This window comes from Brachybacterium alimentarium (assembly GCF_002332425.1).
Lineage (GTDB): Bacteria > Actinomycetota > Actinomycetes > Actinomycetales > Dermabacteraceae > Brachybacterium > Brachybacterium alimentarium.
In genome coordinates this window covers 288,809-303,669 of sequence record NZ_NRGS01000011.1, presented here as the reverse complement: position 1 = coordinate 303,669, position 14,861 = coordinate 288,809, and the positions used below count along the sequence as shown (strand labels likewise).

Below are 14,861 nucleotides of genomic sequence, written 5' to 3'. Positions count from 1 at the left end.
CTTCTCCAGGGAATCGGTCAGGACGGACTGCACGGGGGCTCCTCGGGGACGACGTCGATGTCGAGGGCCATCCTGGCACGGGGGATCGCTCAGCCGGGATCCGCCTGCGGGGGAGTGTCGGACACCCATTCGAGCAGGTCGCCCGGCTGGCAATCGAGCACCTCGCACATCGCCTCGAGCGTGCTGAGCCGCACGGCCTTCGCCCGTCCGTTCTTCAGCACGGCGACATTGGCCGGGGAGATCCCCACTCGCTGGGCGAAGTCGCCGACGGACATCTTCCGCCGGGCCAGCTCGACATCGATGCGCACCACGATCGCCATCAGATCACCGCCTCCATCTCGAGCCGCAGCGTCGTCGCCTGCACCAGCAGCGAGCGCATCACGCCCATCAGTAGGGCCATGCCGATACCCCCGACGGTCCCCGCCAGCAGCATCAGCGAGAACAGTGGCGGGCCGCTCACGGTGAAGGACTCGTAGAACAGGGTGACCAGGCAGATCACGCTCGCCACCAGGAAGGCGGCGATGATCGCGTCGACCCAGCGCAGGGCACGAGGGGTGAACACCTCATCGCGTCGGGTGAAGCCCAGTAGCCGCAGCGTGGAGAAGATGCCCACCTCGACGCAGGCCAGGCCGGTCATCGACAGAACCAGCATCGGCCATCGCAGTGAGGCCACGTCCGGCTCGGCCTCGGCCAATGCCCCTGACAGCCAGGGGAGGATGCCGAGCTGCAGCGCAGCGACGAGCACCAGGGCGATGGCGAGCAGGACGCGGAGAGCGTGGATGGCAAAACGGTTCGGCATATATCGAGTCTCGCCGTTGATCTATCGAATGTCAATCGATCGATGACGATGCTTCGGTGCCTGCTTCGCGCCGCGAATAATCCGTTGCTCTCCTCGGAGCGGAGTCCTACGGTGGTCGGACACTGGAAGGGAGGTGATCCGAGAAGTGATTTCTTATCGGACAAGTGAGGTGGCTCGCCGCTGAGGCGTCCCGACGGACCCGCAGCGAATCCCACCGAGCTGCCGGGACCCGCAGGTGGTCGGACATCGTCCAGCCGGCCAGCGCAGATGCGCAGCCTGCGGGTCCTCTCATACCCGCTGGTTAGCCTGCTGGCATGACGAACCCCTCCCAGTACGCACCGGTCGAGCTGATCGCCGAGGACATCGACGAGGGCGCGGTGGTGCGCTCCGGACCGGCCGACGGCAGGCCCGTCGTGCTCCTGCTGCACGGCCTGGGCAGCCACGAGGGCGACCTCGCCGGCCTCGTCCCGTTCCTGCCCAGCGACTTCGCCTACGTCTCCCTGCGCGGGATCTATCGGTACGTGCAGGGCTATGCCTGGTTCGAGATGCCGATGGACCCCGAGCGCCCCGAGGCGCTGCAGGCCTCCGCCGCAGCGGTCGAGCGGTGGATCGCGGTGCAGCGGGCCCACGGGACCTCCGTCGTTGGCGCCATCGGCTTCTCCCAGGGCGGAGCGCTCGCGATGCAGCTGCTGCGCCGCGACGCGGACGCGCTGGACTGGATCGTGCAGCTGTCCGGTTTCCCCTTCCCCGCGCCGATGCCGGGGGATGCCGCGCTCGCCGAGAGGCGCCCGCCGGCCCTGTGGGGCCATGGAGGGATGGATCCGCTGGTCGATCCCGAGCGGGAGGAAGCGGTGCGCGAGTTCATGAGCACCCACACCCGGCTCGAGGAGGAGCGCAGGCCGCACCTGGGGCACGCGGTGGACGAGATCGAGCTGCGCGCCGTCGCCGCCTTCCTGGAGCGCGGATTGTGAACAGCTGTCGCGAGAATCGGCCCGTCTGCTTAGGATGGCGTGCACCAGATCACGCCCGGTGAGGACCCATCTCGCCGCCGTACCAGGGGACGCCCATGCTCAACACCGCCCGCCCGATCGTGCTCCGGACCTCGTGGGGGATGTCGCGACTGCGGCTGATGCTGCTGATGCTCGCCGGGGCCGCGGCGATGCTCCTGCTGGCCGCGTGCGGGGAGGTCGACGACGTCACCGAGATCTCGGAGGACGGCTCCGGCGTGCAGACCCTCGCCGTGACGATCTCCGAGAGCGACATGGAGGACATCGACGGCGGTGCGAAGGCGGTCGAGTCCGTGATCGAGGCGAAGAATCCGGGGCTGTCCTACGAGGGGATGACGAAGGACGGCACGGACACGGTCTTCACCCTCACCCTCGAGTTCGCCGACGCGAAGGACTACGCGAAGAAGGCCCAGCCGGTCCTGGCCGCCGGAGACCTCTCGAAGACCGCCGAGGTGACGTTCACCCCGCCGAGCCCGCCCTTCAGCTCCGGCTACACGCTCACGCGCAACTTCACGGCCAAGGAGCTCACCCGCTGGGCCGTGAAGGCGCTGTTCGACGACGGCAAGCTCGGCTCCGACAGCGAGAGCGACATCGACCAGGCGCTGGACGCGGGCGACGTCACCGTCGAGGTCGAGGGGACGTCCCTGGAGCGCACGAGCACCTTCGGCGACGACTCCGCCCCGGAGTGGACCAGTGCGCAGTCCGTCGGGTTCGACAGCGTGAACGTGGTGACCACCGGGGCGGAGGACCCGAGCGCGGACTCCTACACCCGCACTCTCACCTATGAGCTGAAGCGCGAGACCTATCTCGACGCCAAGGACGAGTTCGACGCCTTCTTCAGCGAGGCGACCCCGGAGGGCGGCGACCTCACTCCCGCCGAGGAGACCGGCACGACCTGGGTGCTCGCCTTCCCGGCGGGCACCGCGGAGCAGGTCGGCACCTGGACGGATGCCGCTCTGGCCACGTCCGAGAGCACGTTCTCGGTCGAGACCTCGCCGAACTCCGAGGATCCCTTCGCGATCGACACCCGGGTCGTCGACTCGATCGAGTGCGCGGTGGCCTGCGGGGAGTCGGGCACGCTGAGCCAGGCGCTGCAGGTGCCCGCCGGGTTCACCGGGGGCGAGGTCGAGGACCCGGAGGGCACGGAGGAGATCGCGCTCGACGGCGGCCCCGAGCCCCAGGTGATCACCAAGAACATCACCTTCAGCGAGGCCTCGTACGCCGTCACCGTCAACCGCGACGGAGGCGGCAGCGCGACCATGAAGCTCTCGCTGCCCGCGGCCGACGACGAGGTGGTCACCGCCGACAACGTCACCGACTTCCTGGGCGAGGGCACCGAGCGCTCCGAATCCGGTGACCTCGTCACGTACACCCGGACCGCTGAGGCGGACACCTCGAGCGACTTCTCCGGTGCGCTGCAGAAGCTCGGCTTCGAGGGCGTCGAGGGAGCCCCGGAGGTGTCGGTGAGCGAGCGCTCCGACGGCGACTACTCCGTGTCGCTGGCCATGGGCGTGAACGAGAAGCTGATGAGCAAGATCAGCGCCGAAGGCAGCTGGACGATCGACGGTGACGGGCTGCGCCCGATCGCCGTGGTGGAGGACCAGACGGGCAGCGCCGCCCTCGGCGAGGAGGCAGTCACCGTGGACGGCTCGCACGGCGTGATCCTCAACGTCACCGCCGAGCGAACCGGGCTCGGCGTCGGTGCGATCGTGGGCATCGTCGTGCTGCTGGCAGTGGTGGGCCTGGCGATCGCCGCGGGCGTGCTGGGCTACCTCTACCGCGGCAGGATCAAGTCGCTGCTGGGAGGCTCCTCGCCGGAAGGCCCCGGGGCGGTCTGAGCGCTCCTCCACAGAGCCTCCCGCACCCAGGATCCGAGTTGTAGCATTTGCTCAGCCCGCCCGATCGCCGGAGCGGGGAATGAGGAGCACCAGGAGATCATGAGCGCCGCCAGCGACGCCCCCAGTGACAGTCCCAGGCCTTCGGGCCTGACACGACATGCATTCCACGGGGGGATCCGTCCATGGACCTGATCGGTCCCCTCATCTCCCTGGGCATCGGGCTTCTGCTCGTCGCCGCCTGCGGCGGATTCGTCGCCGCGGAGTTCTCCCTCATCACCGCGAACCGCAATGACGTCGAGGCCGCCGTCGACGGCGGGGACAAGCGCGCCACCGGCGTGCTCGAGGGCATGAAGTCCCTGTCCACGCAGCTGTCCGGGGCCCAGCTCGGCATCACCGTCACGAACCTCGCCATCGGTTTCCTCGCCGAGCCCGCGATCGCCGCTCTGATCGGCCCCGCCCTGGTGGACAGGGGACTCGGGACGGTCGCCGCACGATCCGTCTCGGTGACCATCGCGCTGGTGCTCGCCACCGCGATGACCATGATCTTCGGCGAGCTGGTCCCCAAGAACCTGGCGATCGCGCAGCCCCTGCGCACCGCCAAGGCCGTGGTCGGCTTCCAGCGCGTGTTCACCCGGATCTTCGCCCTGCCGATCAGGCTGTTCAACGGCAACGCGAACGCCGTGGTGCGAGCGCTCGGCGTCGAGCCGCAGGAGGAGCTCAGCTCCGCCCGCAGCGCCGAGGAGCTCTCCGCGCTGGTCAAGCGTTCGGCCGACGAAGGAGCCCTCGCCGAGGAGACCGCCTCGCTCGTGCAGCGCACCCTCGCGTTCGGCGACCGGCGGGCGCACGACGCGATGGTCCCGCGCGGCCGCATGGACTCCCTCGACGTCGACGACACCGTCGAGGACCTGCTGGAGCTGGCCCGCACCACCGGCCACTCCCGTTTCCCGGTGCTGACCGACGAGAACGAGATCGCCGGCGTCGCCCACATCCGCCACGGCCTCGCCGTGCCCTTCGACGAGCGGCCCACCACCGGGGTCGAGGCCGTGATGGGCACCGCCACCTTCGTGCCGGACACGGTGCCGCTGGACGACCTCATGGACACCCTGCGCGCCGGCGGCCTGCAGATGGCCGTCGTGGTGGACGAGTTCGGCGACCACGCCGGGCTGATCACCCTCGAGGACCTCGTGGAGGAGATCGTGGGCGAGGTGCGCGACGAGCACGACGAGGAGATGGACGACACCCCCGAGGCCGACGGCTCCTGGGACCTCGACGCCCGGATGCGCCCCGACGAGGCCACCGAGCGCCTCGGCGTGACCGTGCCCGAGCACGAGGACTACGACACGCTCGGCGGCCTGGTCACGATGGAGCTGGGCCGGTTCGCGGAGGTCGGCGACGAGATCCTGGTCGCGACCGATCCCGCCCCCGGTGAGGAGCCCGCCCAGCTGCGGATCGAGGTCACCGAGGTGGACGGCATGCGGATCGAGATGGTGCACGTGAAGGTCGAGCCCCCCGCCGACGAGGACGACGACGAGGGCGAGGAGGAGCGATGAGCACCGCGACCGGTCTCGCCCTCACCCTGCTCCTGCTGCTGCTGAACGCCTTCTTCGTGGGCGCGGAGTTCTCCCTGATCTCCGCCCGCCGCTCCGTGATCGAGCCCAAGGCGCTCGACGGGAAGTGGTCCGCGAAGGTCACCATCACCGCGATGGAGCACGTCTCGCTCATGCTCGCGGGCGCCCAGATGGGCATCACCGTGTGCTCCCTCGCGCTGGGCGCGATCAGCGAACCCGCCATCGCCCACCTGCTCGCCGCGCCCTTCGAGGCGCTGTCCGTGCCGAGCTCGCTCGTGCACCCGATCTCCTTCGTGATCGCGCTGGCCCTGGTCACCTACCTCCACGTCGTGTTCGGCGAGATGGTGCCCAAGAACATCGCGCTGGCCGGCCCCGAGCGGATGGCGCTGATCCTGGCACCGATCCTCATGGGTGTGGTGACCGTGCTGCGACCGGTGCTGTGGCTGCTCAACAGCGCCGGGAACCTCGTGCTGCGGATCCTCGGCGTGACGCCGAAGAACGAAGTGACCAGCGTCTTCAGCCGCAATGAGGTCGCGGCGATGGTGAGCGAGTCCCGCGAGGGCGGACTGCTCGAGGACAACGACGAGGCGCTGCTGCTGGGCGCCCTGCGCTTCGAGGCCCGCAGCGTCGCGAACCTGGTGATCCCGCTGGAGAGCATCTCGAGCCTGCCCGAGGGGGTCACCGCCGCGCAGGCCGAGGCCGCCGCGGTCGAGGGCTTCTCCCGGTTCCCGGTGCGCGCGGCCGATGGGCGACTGACCGGCTACGTCCACATCAAGGACCTGCTCGATTCGGTGCATGCTCATCGCGACGACCCGATCCCGTCGGCCCGCATCCGCACCCTTCCCTGCATCGGGGCCGACGAGCCGCTGCGCCAGGCACTCACCTCGATGCAGGACTCGGGCGCCCATCTCGGTGCCGCGACCGACGAGGCCGGACAGGTCATCGGCATCGTCACCCTGGAGGACATGCTCGAAGAGCTCGTGGGCCAGATCCGGGACGACTCGCGCGTGGCCGCCTGAGGCAGGATGGGAGGATGACGACTCCTCTCCCTGGCCCTGCCGAGAACCTCTGGACCGTGGCCGTGCGCAACAACCCCGAGCACGCCCGCGGATACGCCGACCGCTGGCGGCGCATCGAGGCCTCCGGGAACGACATCTACGGCGAGGCGCGCCTGCTCGACGCGATGGCGCCGCGCGGGGCACGGATCCTCGACGCCGGTTGCGGCAGCGGACGCCTCGGCGGCTATCTCGCGGGCACCGGCCACGACGTCGTCGGCGTCGACCTCGACCCGCACCTGATCGAGGTGGCCCGTGAGGACCACCCCGCCGTGCGCTGGGAGGTCGGGAACCTCGCCGAGCTGGACCTGCGCGACGGCGCTGGGCAGGCGGAGCAGTTCGACCTCGAGGTCTGCGCCGGCAACGTCCTGACCTTCCTCGCCGGGAGCGAGCGCCGCCCGGCCCTCGCCCGGCTCGCCGAGCACCTCGCCCCGGAGGGGCGGCTCGTGGTCGGGTTCGGGCTGGACCGCGGGTACGAGGCCGAGGATTTCGCGGCCGACGCCGCCGAGGGCGGGCTCCGCCTCGACCAGCGCTTCTCCTCGTGGGACCTGCGCCCCGCGACCGACGACTTCCTGGTGGGGATCCTGAGCCGCGAGCGGTGAGACGCCGATCACGGCGTGAATGCCGACGCGCCCCGGGTGCGCGCGTTAGGTTGGCCCGACACGACGTCGTGTCCCCGGTGCCGGCACCGGGCCAGTGGAAGGGGCGCCCATGGGTCCGTCGCTGCCGATCCCTCCGCCGCTGCCCCCTGCCCCGGACCCCTCCGCCCCGGCGGTCCCCGTCTTCTTCATCTCCGACTCCACCGGCATCAGCGTGGAGACGATGGGCAACGCCCTGCTGATCCAGTTCCCCGGGGCGGCGTTCGAGCGCACCCTGATCCCCTTCGTGCGCAGCGTCGAGGAGGCCCGCCAGGTGCGCGCCCGGCTCGATGCCGCGATGGACGGCCCCGTCGCCCCGATCGTGTTCCTCACCGTGGTCGACGAGGCGGTGCGTGAGGAGCTGCTGGAGACCCGTGCCCCCGTCGTCGACTTCGTGAGCGGGCATCTCGCCCAGCTCGAGGCGCAGCTGGGCATGAGCGGCGACCACGCGCCGGCCCGCCTGCACGGTGTGGGCGACTCGCATCGGTACAACCGACGCATGCAGGCCGTCGAGTTCGCGATCGAGCACGACGACGGCCAGTCGGTGCGGGCCCTGGAGAAGGCCGACGTGGTGCTCATCGCGCCGTCGCGCTGCGGCAAGACCCCCACCAGCATGTATCTCGCCCTCATGCACGGGATCTTCGTGGCGAACTATCCCCTGGTGGACGAGGACCTCGCTGCCGAGGTCCTGCCCGCCTCGATCTCCGCGCTCGCGGAGCGCTGCTTCGGCCTGCTGATCTCCCCGGAGCGCCTGGCCGCGGTGCGCTCCGAGCGGATGCCGGAGTCCCGCTACGCCTCCGCGGAGCAGGCCCGCTGGGAGCTGTCCCGCGCCCGGCGCGTCTACGACGTGCACGGGATCCCCTTCGTCGACTCCTCGACCAGATCGGTCGAGGAGATGTCCACCCTGATCCTCCAATCGCTCGAACGCCGCGGGACGACCCCCCGCTGAGCACCTCCCACCCGAAGGAGCCCACCATGACGCAGAGCATCCACTGGTTCTCCGAGCTCGGCATGACCGATCTCGACCAGGTCGGCGGAAAGAACGCCTCGCTCGGGGAGATGGTCTCGAACCTCAGCCGGCTGGGGGTGCAGGTGCCGGACGGCTTCGCCACCTCGGCGGACGCCTATCGCGAGTTCCTCAGCGGCACGGGCCTCGCCGCACGGATCGACGAGCAGCTGACCGGCCTGGACACCGAGGACACCCGGGCGCTCGCCGAGGCGGGCCGCACGATCCGTCGGATGGTCATCGAGCAGCCGTTCCCCGAGCAGCTCGAGGCGGACATCCGCGCCGCCTACGAGACGCTCGCGGCGGGCAGCGGCGAGGAGGCCTCGTTCGCGGTGCGCTCCTCGGCCACCGCGGAGGACCTCCCGGACGCCTCCTTCGCCGGTCAGCAGGAGACCTTCCTCAACGTGCGCGGCATCGACGCGGTGCTCACCGCCATCCGGGAGGTGTTCGCCTCGCTGTACAACGACCGGGCGATCGCCTACCGGGTGCACCATTCCTTCGAGCACGCCGCGGTGGCGCTCAGCGCAGGGGTGCAGAAGATGGTGCGCTCCGACCTCGGGGCGAGCGGCGTGCTGTTCACCGTCGACACCGAATCCGGCTTCGACCAGGCCGTCTTCATCACCTCGGCGTACGGGCTGGGGGAGGGCGTGGTGCAGGGCGCGGTGAACCCCGACGAGTTCTACGTGTACAAGCCGGGTCTGCGCGAGGGCCGCCCCGCGATCCTCAAGCGGTCCGTGGGCGAGAAGGCCACCAAGATGGTCTACACGGAGGATCCCGCCGTCGGCCGCACCACCGAGTTCATCGCGGTCGAGGAGACCGAGCAGGTGCGGCTCTCGCTCACCGACGAGCAGGTCACCGAGCTCGCGCGCCAGGCGCTCGTCATCGAAGAGCACTACGGGCGCCCGATGGACATCGAGTGGGGTCTCGACGGGGCCGACGGTGGCCTGTACATCCTCCAGGCCCGCCCCGAGACGGTGCAGTCGCGCGCCGGCAGCACCGTCGAGAAGTACCAGCTGGCCTCCCGCGGCACCGTGCGGGTGGAGGGTCGCGCGATCGGGGCGAAGATCGGTGCCGGCCCGGTGCGGGTGCTCGCGGACATCGATCGCATGCACGACTTCGTCCCCGGGGAGGTGCTCGTGGCAGACATGACCGACCCCGACTGGGAGCCGATCATGAAGCGCGCGAGCGCGATCGTCACCGACCGCGGCGGCCGCACCTGCCACGCCGCGATCATCGCCCGCGAGCTGGGGATCCCGGCGGTCGTCGGCACCGGCACCGCGACCCGGGACCTGCAGGACGGCGAGGAGGTCACCGTCTCCGCCGCCGAAGGGGACACCGGGTTCGTCTACGACGGAGAGCTCGAGTTCACCGTCGCCTCCTCGCAGGTGGACTCCATGCCGCCGCTGCCCACCAAGATCATGATGAACGTCGGCACGCCGACGCAGGCCTTCGCCTTCTCCCGCCTCCCCAACGCCGGCGTGGGACTGGCCCGTCTCGAGTTCATCGTGAACCGGCAGATCGGCATCCATCCCCGCGCCCTGCTGGAGCTGGACCGTCTGGAGGCCGACGAGCCCGAGACCGCCGCACAGGTCAGGGCCCAGGTCGCCGCCTACCCCTCACCGCGGGACTACTTCGTCCAGCGCGTCGCCGAGGGCGTGTCGACCATCGCCGCGGCCTTCGCACCGGAGCCGGTGATCGTGCGGATGAGCGACTTCAAGTCCAACGAGTACGCGAACCTCCTGGGCGGGAGCCTGTTCGAACCGCACGAGGAGAACCCGATGATCGGGTACCGCGGCGCCTCCCGCTACCTCTCCACAGACTTCGCGGAGTGCTTCGCGATGGAGTGCGAGGCGCTGCGGTACGTGCGCGAGGACATGGGGCTGACCAACGTGAAGCTCATGATCCCCTTCGTGCGCACGCCCGCCGAGGGCAAGGGCGTCATCGATCTGCTCGCCAGCCACGGCCTGGTGCGCGGGGAGAACGACCTGCAGGTGATCATGATGTGCGAGATCCCCTCCAACGCCGCCACCCCGGAGCTGTTCCTCGAGCACTTCGACGGCTTCTCCATCGGCTCGAACGACATGACGCAGCTGACGCTCGGCCTGGACCGCGACTCCGGTCTGGTGGCCGACGCCTTCGACGAGCGCGATCCTGCCGTGAAGTTCATGCTGTCACGCGCCATCGAGGCCTGCCGAGCGGCGGGCAAGTACGTCGGGATCTGCGGCCAGGGGCCCTCGGACCACCCCGATCTCGCACAGTGGCTGATGGACCAGGGCATCGCCTCGATGTCCCTGAACCCGGACACGGTGGTCGACACCTGGCTGCGGCTCGCCCGCCAGGGCGGGGGAGAGGTGGCCTGAGCTCAGCTGTCGAGGCGGCCGCCGCCGGTCTGCTGATCGGTCTCCCGCAGCGCGTCGGCCTGGTCGGACTCGGTGAGGATCTCCTCGTCGATCTGCGGCAGCTCGCCGGTGAGCGCTCCGGGGCCGCTGTGGCTCTCCGAGCCCGGCACCGAGGTGACCGTGGTCAGCAGGAACACCGAGTCCTCGAGGGCCTCGACGGCGTGGCGATGGTGGGTGAGGGCCTCGAGGAAGCCGGTCTGGATCACGGTCGACTCCTCGCCGGTGATCTTGACCTTGCCCTGGATCATCTGGATCGAGGCGGCGGGCGGCGAGTTGTGCTCGGCGAGGGTGACGCCCTTGGTCAGGGCGATCACCGTCTGACGCAGCGGGCCGTCGAGGACCAGGATCTCGGCGTGACGGCCGTTCTCCGCCTCTCGCGCGATATCGATCGCCGTGGTGAGCGCGTCGGTCAGGGCAGCCATGGGAACCTCCAGGTGAGCAGCGATGGTCCCTGCCCAGTATCCGTCAGTTCTGCGGTTCCGTCAGGCCGGTCGCGTTTTCCTTCGCCAGATCGAGCATCGCGCGCTCGCTGATCCCGAGCACGCGGGCCGCCGCGGCGACGTCCCGGAACTCCGGTTCGCGGCGCACGACGGCGCCGTGGGCGTCGCGAGCGATCTTCACCGAGATCCGCTGGCCCTGCACCTCGACCTCGGCGAACTCGCGGGTGCGGATGATCCGCTCCACGCGGTGCATCCGCACGCCCAGGGTGCCGGTGCGATCCATGATCACTGCGGCGAGGTCCTCCACGGAATCCTCTCTGACCAGGGCGTGGACCGTGATCGCGGGGCGTCCGCGCTTCATGGTGATCGGGGTGTGCCAGGCGTCGAGGGCACCGTGGTCGAGCAGCTCGTCGATGATGCGGGGCCACAGCCGGGGGTCGAGGTCGTCGACGTTCGCCTCGAGCTGCACGGCCGCGGTCGGGGTGTCGTGCGCGTCGACGGCGGCAGTGCCGTTGCCTGCGCCGTAGCCGGGCCGGCCGACGAGCACCCGCACCACGTTCGGTCGGCCGGGGGTGTCCTTGGTACCGGCGCCGACGCCCACCGCGTCGGTGGACACCATCGGCTGCGGGCCCGCCGTCCCGGCCAGGCCCCGCATCAGGGCGACGCCGGTGGGGGTGGCGAGCTCGCCGATGCCCGGCGCGACGCCCGCCGGGACCCGCCGGCCGCCGTGCTCGTGGGGTCCGCCGGCCACGTGGGCGGGGACGTCGACATCCGACGCCGAGGAGTCGTCGGCGGGGACGTGGGGATGGTCGTGGCCACGCGGGGGCAGCAGCTCGCCGGCGACCGTCGGCCAGCCGATCGCGAGGCGCACCACGGCCGGGACCGGCACCGGGATGTCGCCGTGCGCGGCCCGGATGCGCCCGCTGCCCACGGCGATCGCGCTGCCGACGCCCTCGGTGATGCCGAGCTGGCGCCACGCTTCGCAGGCCCCGATCACATCGGCCAGCGAGTCCAGTGCGCCGACCTCATGGAAGTGGACGTCGTCGGCCGGGACCCCGTGGGTGGTGCCTTCGGCGTCGGCCAGGAGGCCGAAGACTCTCAGCGCCAGGTCGATCGTGCGCTCGGGCACGGCGACGTTCCCGCGGGAACGCTCGAGCAGCGTGCGGATCGAGGCCCAGGTGCGGTGAGGGGGGTCCTCGACCAGGACGTCGACGTCGACCTTGGTGGCGCGCTGCCCGGCACGATCCACCGCGCTGCGCCGGAAGCGCACCGACTCCGGGACCAGCGCGTCGAGCACGCGCTGCACCGCGTCCAGATCGGCTCCGGCGTCGACCAGCGCGGCCAGCAGCATGTCCCCGGCGATGCCCGCGCTCGCATCGAGATAGGCGAGGCGCGGGGCGGGGTGCGAGGAGGGCTCCATGAGCACGATCGTAGAGGTCCCGGCGCGGAACGGGCAGCGGTGAACGGCTGTTGCCGGGGACCGTGGCACGTGCGCTGCCGGGGGCCTAATCTAGAGGTATGACCCACGAGCAGATGTCCAGCCTCGTCGCGATCGAGCGGCGCGCCTTCACGGCGCTCGCCCTGTGCGCCGCCGCCGTGGTCGCACTGCTCCTCGTCGCCGTGACCGGGGTGATCGTGCTCGAGCCGCATCCGATGCATCTGCCCGGGGCATCGCACGGAGTCGCCCTCGATGCGCTGGTCACGCTGATCTTCTTGCGGTGACGCCCCACGGCCTCACCGCCGGTGCAGGACGAAGACCAGGGGGAGGCCGCGGCGCAGCTCGTCGGCCTCGGAGCTCTGCAGCAGCTCGCCGTCGACGCTCGGTGGGTCCAGATACGTGCGGGTGATGCGGTGCTCCACCCGGGCTGTTCCGGCGCCTTCGTCGTCGTGCTCTGCGAGCAGTCGCCAGCTCAGCGGGTGCTTCTGGAACATCTCGGCCTCCTCGGCCGTCGACGGGCAGTCGCGGAGAGCCGCGAGGAGCTCGTCGTCGGTCATCTCGACGAGTTCCTCGACGCTCAGATCGGGATCCTCGCCCGAGAGTGCCGTGGTGACCAGGTGCCGCAGTACCGCGACGGGGACGACATCGGCGGGAGAGCGCTGAGCCCGAGCCTCGGCGACCGCCAGCCGCACCAGCTCGGCACCGGTCTCCGCATCCGTGTCCACCGTGCCCTCGAGGAGCCGCAGCCGGGAAAGCACCATCGCCGGCAGGGACCGGGTGCGCCCGTGCGCCTGGCCGCTGCGCAGGAAGGAGTCCAGGTGGTCGAGCTTCATGCCGCCGGGGCGGCTGGTCAGCGGGGAGTCGATGCGGCCGTCGTCCACCTCGAGCAGACGCTCGGCGTCCAGACCGTGCTGCGCCAGCAGCTCACCCATCGACCGGATCCGGGCGTGGCCCAGCTCGTGATGGTCCAGGCCCTCGATGCCCTCGAGCGTGTGGCTGAAGGGCAGGTGGCCCACGTCATGGAGCAGCGCGGTCGCGCGCGCGACCTGGTCATCGGGAGCGAAATGCGCGACGAGGGCGAGAACGCCGAGGGAATGCTCGAGCCGAGAGTACGTCCGCGTCGTGGTCAGCGAGGCCGCGCCGGCATGCGCGACAAAGCCGAGGCGGCGCACCGGCCACGAGTCCAGCAGCGCCTGCTCGAGCGGGGTCAGATCGACGGTGATCCGCCACAGCGGGTCGAACCACCTGCCGTCGATCCCGAGGGTGTCCGCGGCATCCGGATTCATCGCACCTCCTGGGGAGCTCCCCCACGGTAGCGCGGGTTCCCACGCCTGCGCGAAGGCGACTAGATTGGGCCAGCGCGGTGTGTACGACCGTGCATTGCGGCGGACTCCGTCGCCCCCCCACCCCTTCTGAGGAGCCTTCGTGCCCATCCCTCTGCGTCGCCGTCGCTGGGCGCTGTACGCCCTGTTCCTGCTGCCGGGCCTGAGCATGTCGGCATGGGTGACCCGCACCCCGATCGTGCGGGACCAGCTCGATGCGTCCACCGCGCAGATGGGGCTGGTGCTCTTCGGCCTGTCCGTCGGCTCGATGATCGGCATCCTCTCCTCGGGTCCGCTGGTCATGCGCCTGGGCACGCGTCCCGTGGTCCTGGCCGGATCCACCCTGATCGTCATCGCGCTGCCGGTCATCTCGCTCGGGGCCGTCGCCGGCATGCCGCTGCTGACCGCCTTCGGCCTGGCCCTGTTCGGGGCCGGGATGGGCAGCGGCGAGGTCGCGATGAACGTCGAGGGGGCCGAGGTCGAGAAGCTCGGCGGGCGACCGTTCCTGCCCGCGCTGCACGGCTGCTTCAGCCTCGGCACCGTGATCGGTGCGGGGCTGGGGATCCTCGCCAACGCGGGTGGGTTCCCGGTGCTGCCGCACCTCGTGCTGACCTCCGCGATCGGGGCGGTGCTGCTGGTCTGGGCGATGCGCTCGATCCCCTCCGGCGTCGGGCTCATCTCCGCCGAGGAGCGGGCGGAGCAGACGGCGACGCCGCGACCCGCCCTCTGGAAGGACACCCGCCTGGTGCTCATCGGCTGCATCGTGCTGGCGATGGCCCTCGCCGAGGGCACCGCGAACGACTGGCTGCCGCTGATCATGGTCGACGGCCACGGCTTCGGCGCGACCATGGGCTCGACGGTGTTCGCCCTGTTCGCCGCGTCCATGACCGTCGGCCGCTTCGCCGGCGGACCGATCGTCGCCCGGGTGGGCCGTTCCCGCGTGCTCATGGTCAGCGCGCTCTTCGCCGCCGCCGGGCTGGTGCTGATCGCTTTCGTCGACAGCCAAGCGGTGGCCGTGGCCGCCGTGGTGCTGTGGGGGCTCGGCGCGTCGCTCGGCTTCCCGCTGGCGCTGTCCGCCGCGGGGGACTCGGGCACGAATCCGGCCGCCCGCGTGGCCCTCGCCTCGACCATCGGCTACCTGGCCTTCCTCGTCGGTCCGCCCACGCTCGGCTTCCTCGGCGAGCACGTCGGACTGCGCCATGCGCTCGTGGTGCCGCTCGCCGTGGTGCTCGTGGCTGCCCTGCTCGCGCCGTCGACCGCGCCCCGCATCGTGGCAGACGAGGAGCTCGCGCGCACCCGCTGAGCAGCTCCGACGCGACGAGCCGGCGGATATCGGTTGTCCCGCCCGGTC

Annotated in this window: 14 protein-coding genes; 9 read left to right on the top strand and 5 right to left on the bottom strand. The window is 70.8% G+C overall.

From position 1 onward, the window contains the following. Positions 1-89: 89 nt before the first annotated feature. Positions 90-320: a helix-turn-helix domain-containing protein gene (locus tag CIK71_RS08840; RefSeq protein ID WP_096164858.1), complete on the bottom strand. Its 231-nt coding sequence runs from the start codon at positions 318-320 to the stop codon at positions 90-92. Then, entirely contained in the window at positions 320-799 is a 480-nt protein-coding gene (locus tag CIK71_RS08835; RefSeq protein ID WP_096164857.1) for a DUF2975 domain-containing protein, read from the bottom strand. The genes CIK71_RS08840 and CIK71_RS08835 overlap by 1 nt, the downstream gene beginning before the upstream one ends. A 314-nt stretch (positions 800-1,113) precedes the next feature. On the opposite strand from CIK71_RS08835, the gene CIK71_RS08830 reads away from it, so the two are divergent. The 7 genes from CIK71_RS08830 to ppsA all read left to right on the top strand — a co-directional run bounded on the left by CIK71_RS08830 (position 1,114) and on the right by ppsA (position 10,271). Further along, positions 1,114-1,770, top strand: coding sequence for an alpha/beta hydrolase (locus CIK71_RS08830; RefSeq protein ID WP_096164856.1), 657 nt, complete (start codon positions 1,114-1,116; stop codon positions 1,768-1,770). A gap of 95 nt (positions 1,771-1,865) precedes the next feature. Further along, complete coding sequence (locus CIK71_RS08825; RefSeq protein ID WP_096164855.1) at positions 1,866-3,644, top strand: hypothetical protein; 1,779 nt, start codon at positions 1,866-1,868, stop codon at positions 3,642-3,644. 182 nt (positions 3,645-3,826) lie between these two features. Next, a complete protein-coding gene (locus tag CIK71_RS08820; RefSeq protein ID WP_096164853.1) occupies positions 3,827-5,194 on the top strand; it encodes a hemolysin family protein in 1,368 nt (455 codons plus the stop codon). Further along, a complete protein-coding gene (locus tag CIK71_RS08815) occupies positions 5,191-6,231 on the top strand; it encodes a hemolysin family protein (protein WP_096164852.1) in 1,041 nt (346 codons plus the stop codon). Before CIK71_RS08820 ends, CIK71_RS08815 begins: the two co-directional genes overlap by 4 nt. Positions 6,232-6,245: 14 nt before the next feature. Beyond that, positions 6,246-6,869 (top strand): class I SAM-dependent methyltransferase, encoded by a 624-nt coding sequence (locus CIK71_RS08810; protein ID WP_096164850.1) that lies wholly within the window; start codon positions 6,246-6,248, stop codon positions 6,867-6,869. A gap of 109 nt (positions 6,870-6,978) precedes the next feature. Then, positions 6,979-7,854, top strand: a complete 876-nt coding sequence (locus CIK71_RS08805) for a pyruvate, water dikinase regulatory protein (RefSeq protein WP_096164848.1) — start codon at positions 6,979-6,981, stop codon at positions 7,852-7,854. 26 nt (positions 7,855-7,880) lie between these two features. Beyond that, the gene (gene ppsA, locus CIK71_RS08800; RefSeq protein WP_096164847.1) at positions 7,881-10,271 is read left to right on the top strand and encodes a phosphoenolpyruvate synthase; all 2,391 of its coding nucleotides are present in this window, start codon (positions 7,881-7,883) and stop codon (positions 10,269-10,271) included. A 2-nt stretch (positions 10,272-10,273) separates the two neighbouring features. On the opposite strand, the gene CIK71_RS08795 is transcribed toward ppsA, so the two are convergent. Then, positions 10,274-10,732 carry a cupin domain-containing protein gene (locus CIK71_RS08795; RefSeq protein WP_096164845.1) on the bottom strand — a complete coding sequence of 153 codons (459 nt, stop codon included), beginning with the start codon at positions 10,730-10,732 and terminating at the stop codon, positions 10,274-10,276. 43 nt (positions 10,733-10,775) lie between these two features. Continuing rightward, on the bottom strand, positions 10,776-12,170 hold the full coding sequence (larC, locus tag CIK71_RS08790; protein WP_096164843.1) for a nickel pincer cofactor biosynthesis protein LarC: 1,395 nt from the start codon (positions 12,168-12,170) through the stop codon (positions 10,776-10,778). Between the two features lie 98 nt (positions 12,171-12,268). On the opposite strand from larC, the gene CIK71_RS08785 reads away from it, so the two are divergent. Beyond that, positions 12,269-12,472: a hypothetical protein gene (locus CIK71_RS08785; protein ID WP_096164842.1), complete on the top strand. Its 204-nt coding sequence runs from the start codon at positions 12,269-12,271 to the stop codon at positions 12,470-12,472. Positions 12,473-12,484: 12 nt separating this feature from the next. On the opposite strand, the gene CIK71_RS08780 is transcribed toward CIK71_RS08785, so the two are convergent. Then, the gene (locus CIK71_RS08780; protein ID WP_176485592.1) at positions 12,485-13,474 is read right to left on the bottom strand and encodes an HD domain-containing protein; all 990 of its coding nucleotides are present in this window, start codon (positions 13,472-13,474) and stop codon (positions 12,485-12,487) included. A gap of 139 nt (positions 13,475-13,613) precedes the next feature. Between CIK71_RS08780 and CIK71_RS08775 the strand changes: the two genes are divergently transcribed. Beyond that, on the top strand, positions 13,614-14,813 hold the full coding sequence (locus CIK71_RS08775; protein ID WP_096164839.1) for an MFS transporter: 1,200 nt from the start codon (positions 13,614-13,616) through the stop codon (positions 14,811-14,813). Positions 14,814-14,861 lie beyond the last annotated feature (48 nt).

Excerpts from the sequence above, each read along its gene's own strand:
- larC (WP_096164843.1), bottom strand. The coding sequence starts at position 12,170 with ATGGAGCCCTCCTCGCACCCCGCCCCGCGCCTCGCCTATCTCGATGCG.
- CIK71_RS08815 (WP_096164852.1), top strand. The coding sequence starts at position 5,191 with ATGAGCACCGCGACCGGTCTCGCCCTCACCCTGCTCCTGCTGCTGCTG.
- CIK71_RS08805 (WP_096164848.1), top strand. The coding sequence starts at position 6,979 with ATGGGTCCGTCGCTGCCGATCCCTCCGCCGCTGCCCCCTGCCCCGGAC.
- CIK71_RS08785 (WP_096164842.1), top strand. The coding sequence starts at position 12,269 with ATGACCCACGAGCAGATGTCCAGCCTCGTCGCGATCGAGCGGCGCGCC.
- CIK71_RS08795 (WP_096164845.1), bottom strand. The coding sequence starts at position 10,732 with ATGGCTGCCCTGACCGACGCGCTCACCACGGCGATCGATATCGCGCGA.
- CIK71_RS08820 (WP_096164853.1), top strand. The coding sequence starts at position 3,827 with ATGGACCTGATCGGTCCCCTCATCTCCCTGGGCATCGGGCTTCTGCTC.
- CIK71_RS08810 (WP_096164850.1), top strand. The coding sequence starts at position 6,246 with ATGACGACTCCTCTCCCTGGCCCTGCCGAGAACCTCTGGACCGTGGCC.
- ppsA (WP_096164847.1), top strand. The coding sequence starts at position 7,881 with ATGACGCAGAGCATCCACTGGTTCTCCGAGCTCGGCATGACCGATCTC.
- CIK71_RS08780 (WP_176485592.1), bottom strand. The coding sequence starts at position 13,474 with ATGAATCCGGATGCCGCGGACACCCTCGGGATCGACGGCAGGTGGTTC.
- CIK71_RS08840 (WP_096164858.1), bottom strand. The coding sequence starts at position 320 with ATGGCGATCGTGGTGCGCATCGATGTCGAGCTGGCCCGGCGGAAGATG.
- CIK71_RS08825 (WP_096164855.1), top strand. The coding sequence starts at position 1,866 with ATGCTCAACACCGCCCGCCCGATCGTGCTCCGGACCTCGTGGGGGATG.
- CIK71_RS08835 (WP_096164857.1), bottom strand. The coding sequence starts at position 799 with ATGCCGAACCGTTTTGCCATCCACGCTCTCCGCGTCCTGCTCGCCATC.
- CIK71_RS08830 (WP_096164856.1), top strand. The coding sequence starts at position 1,114 with ATGACGAACCCCTCCCAGTACGCACCGGTCGAGCTGATCGCCGAGGAC.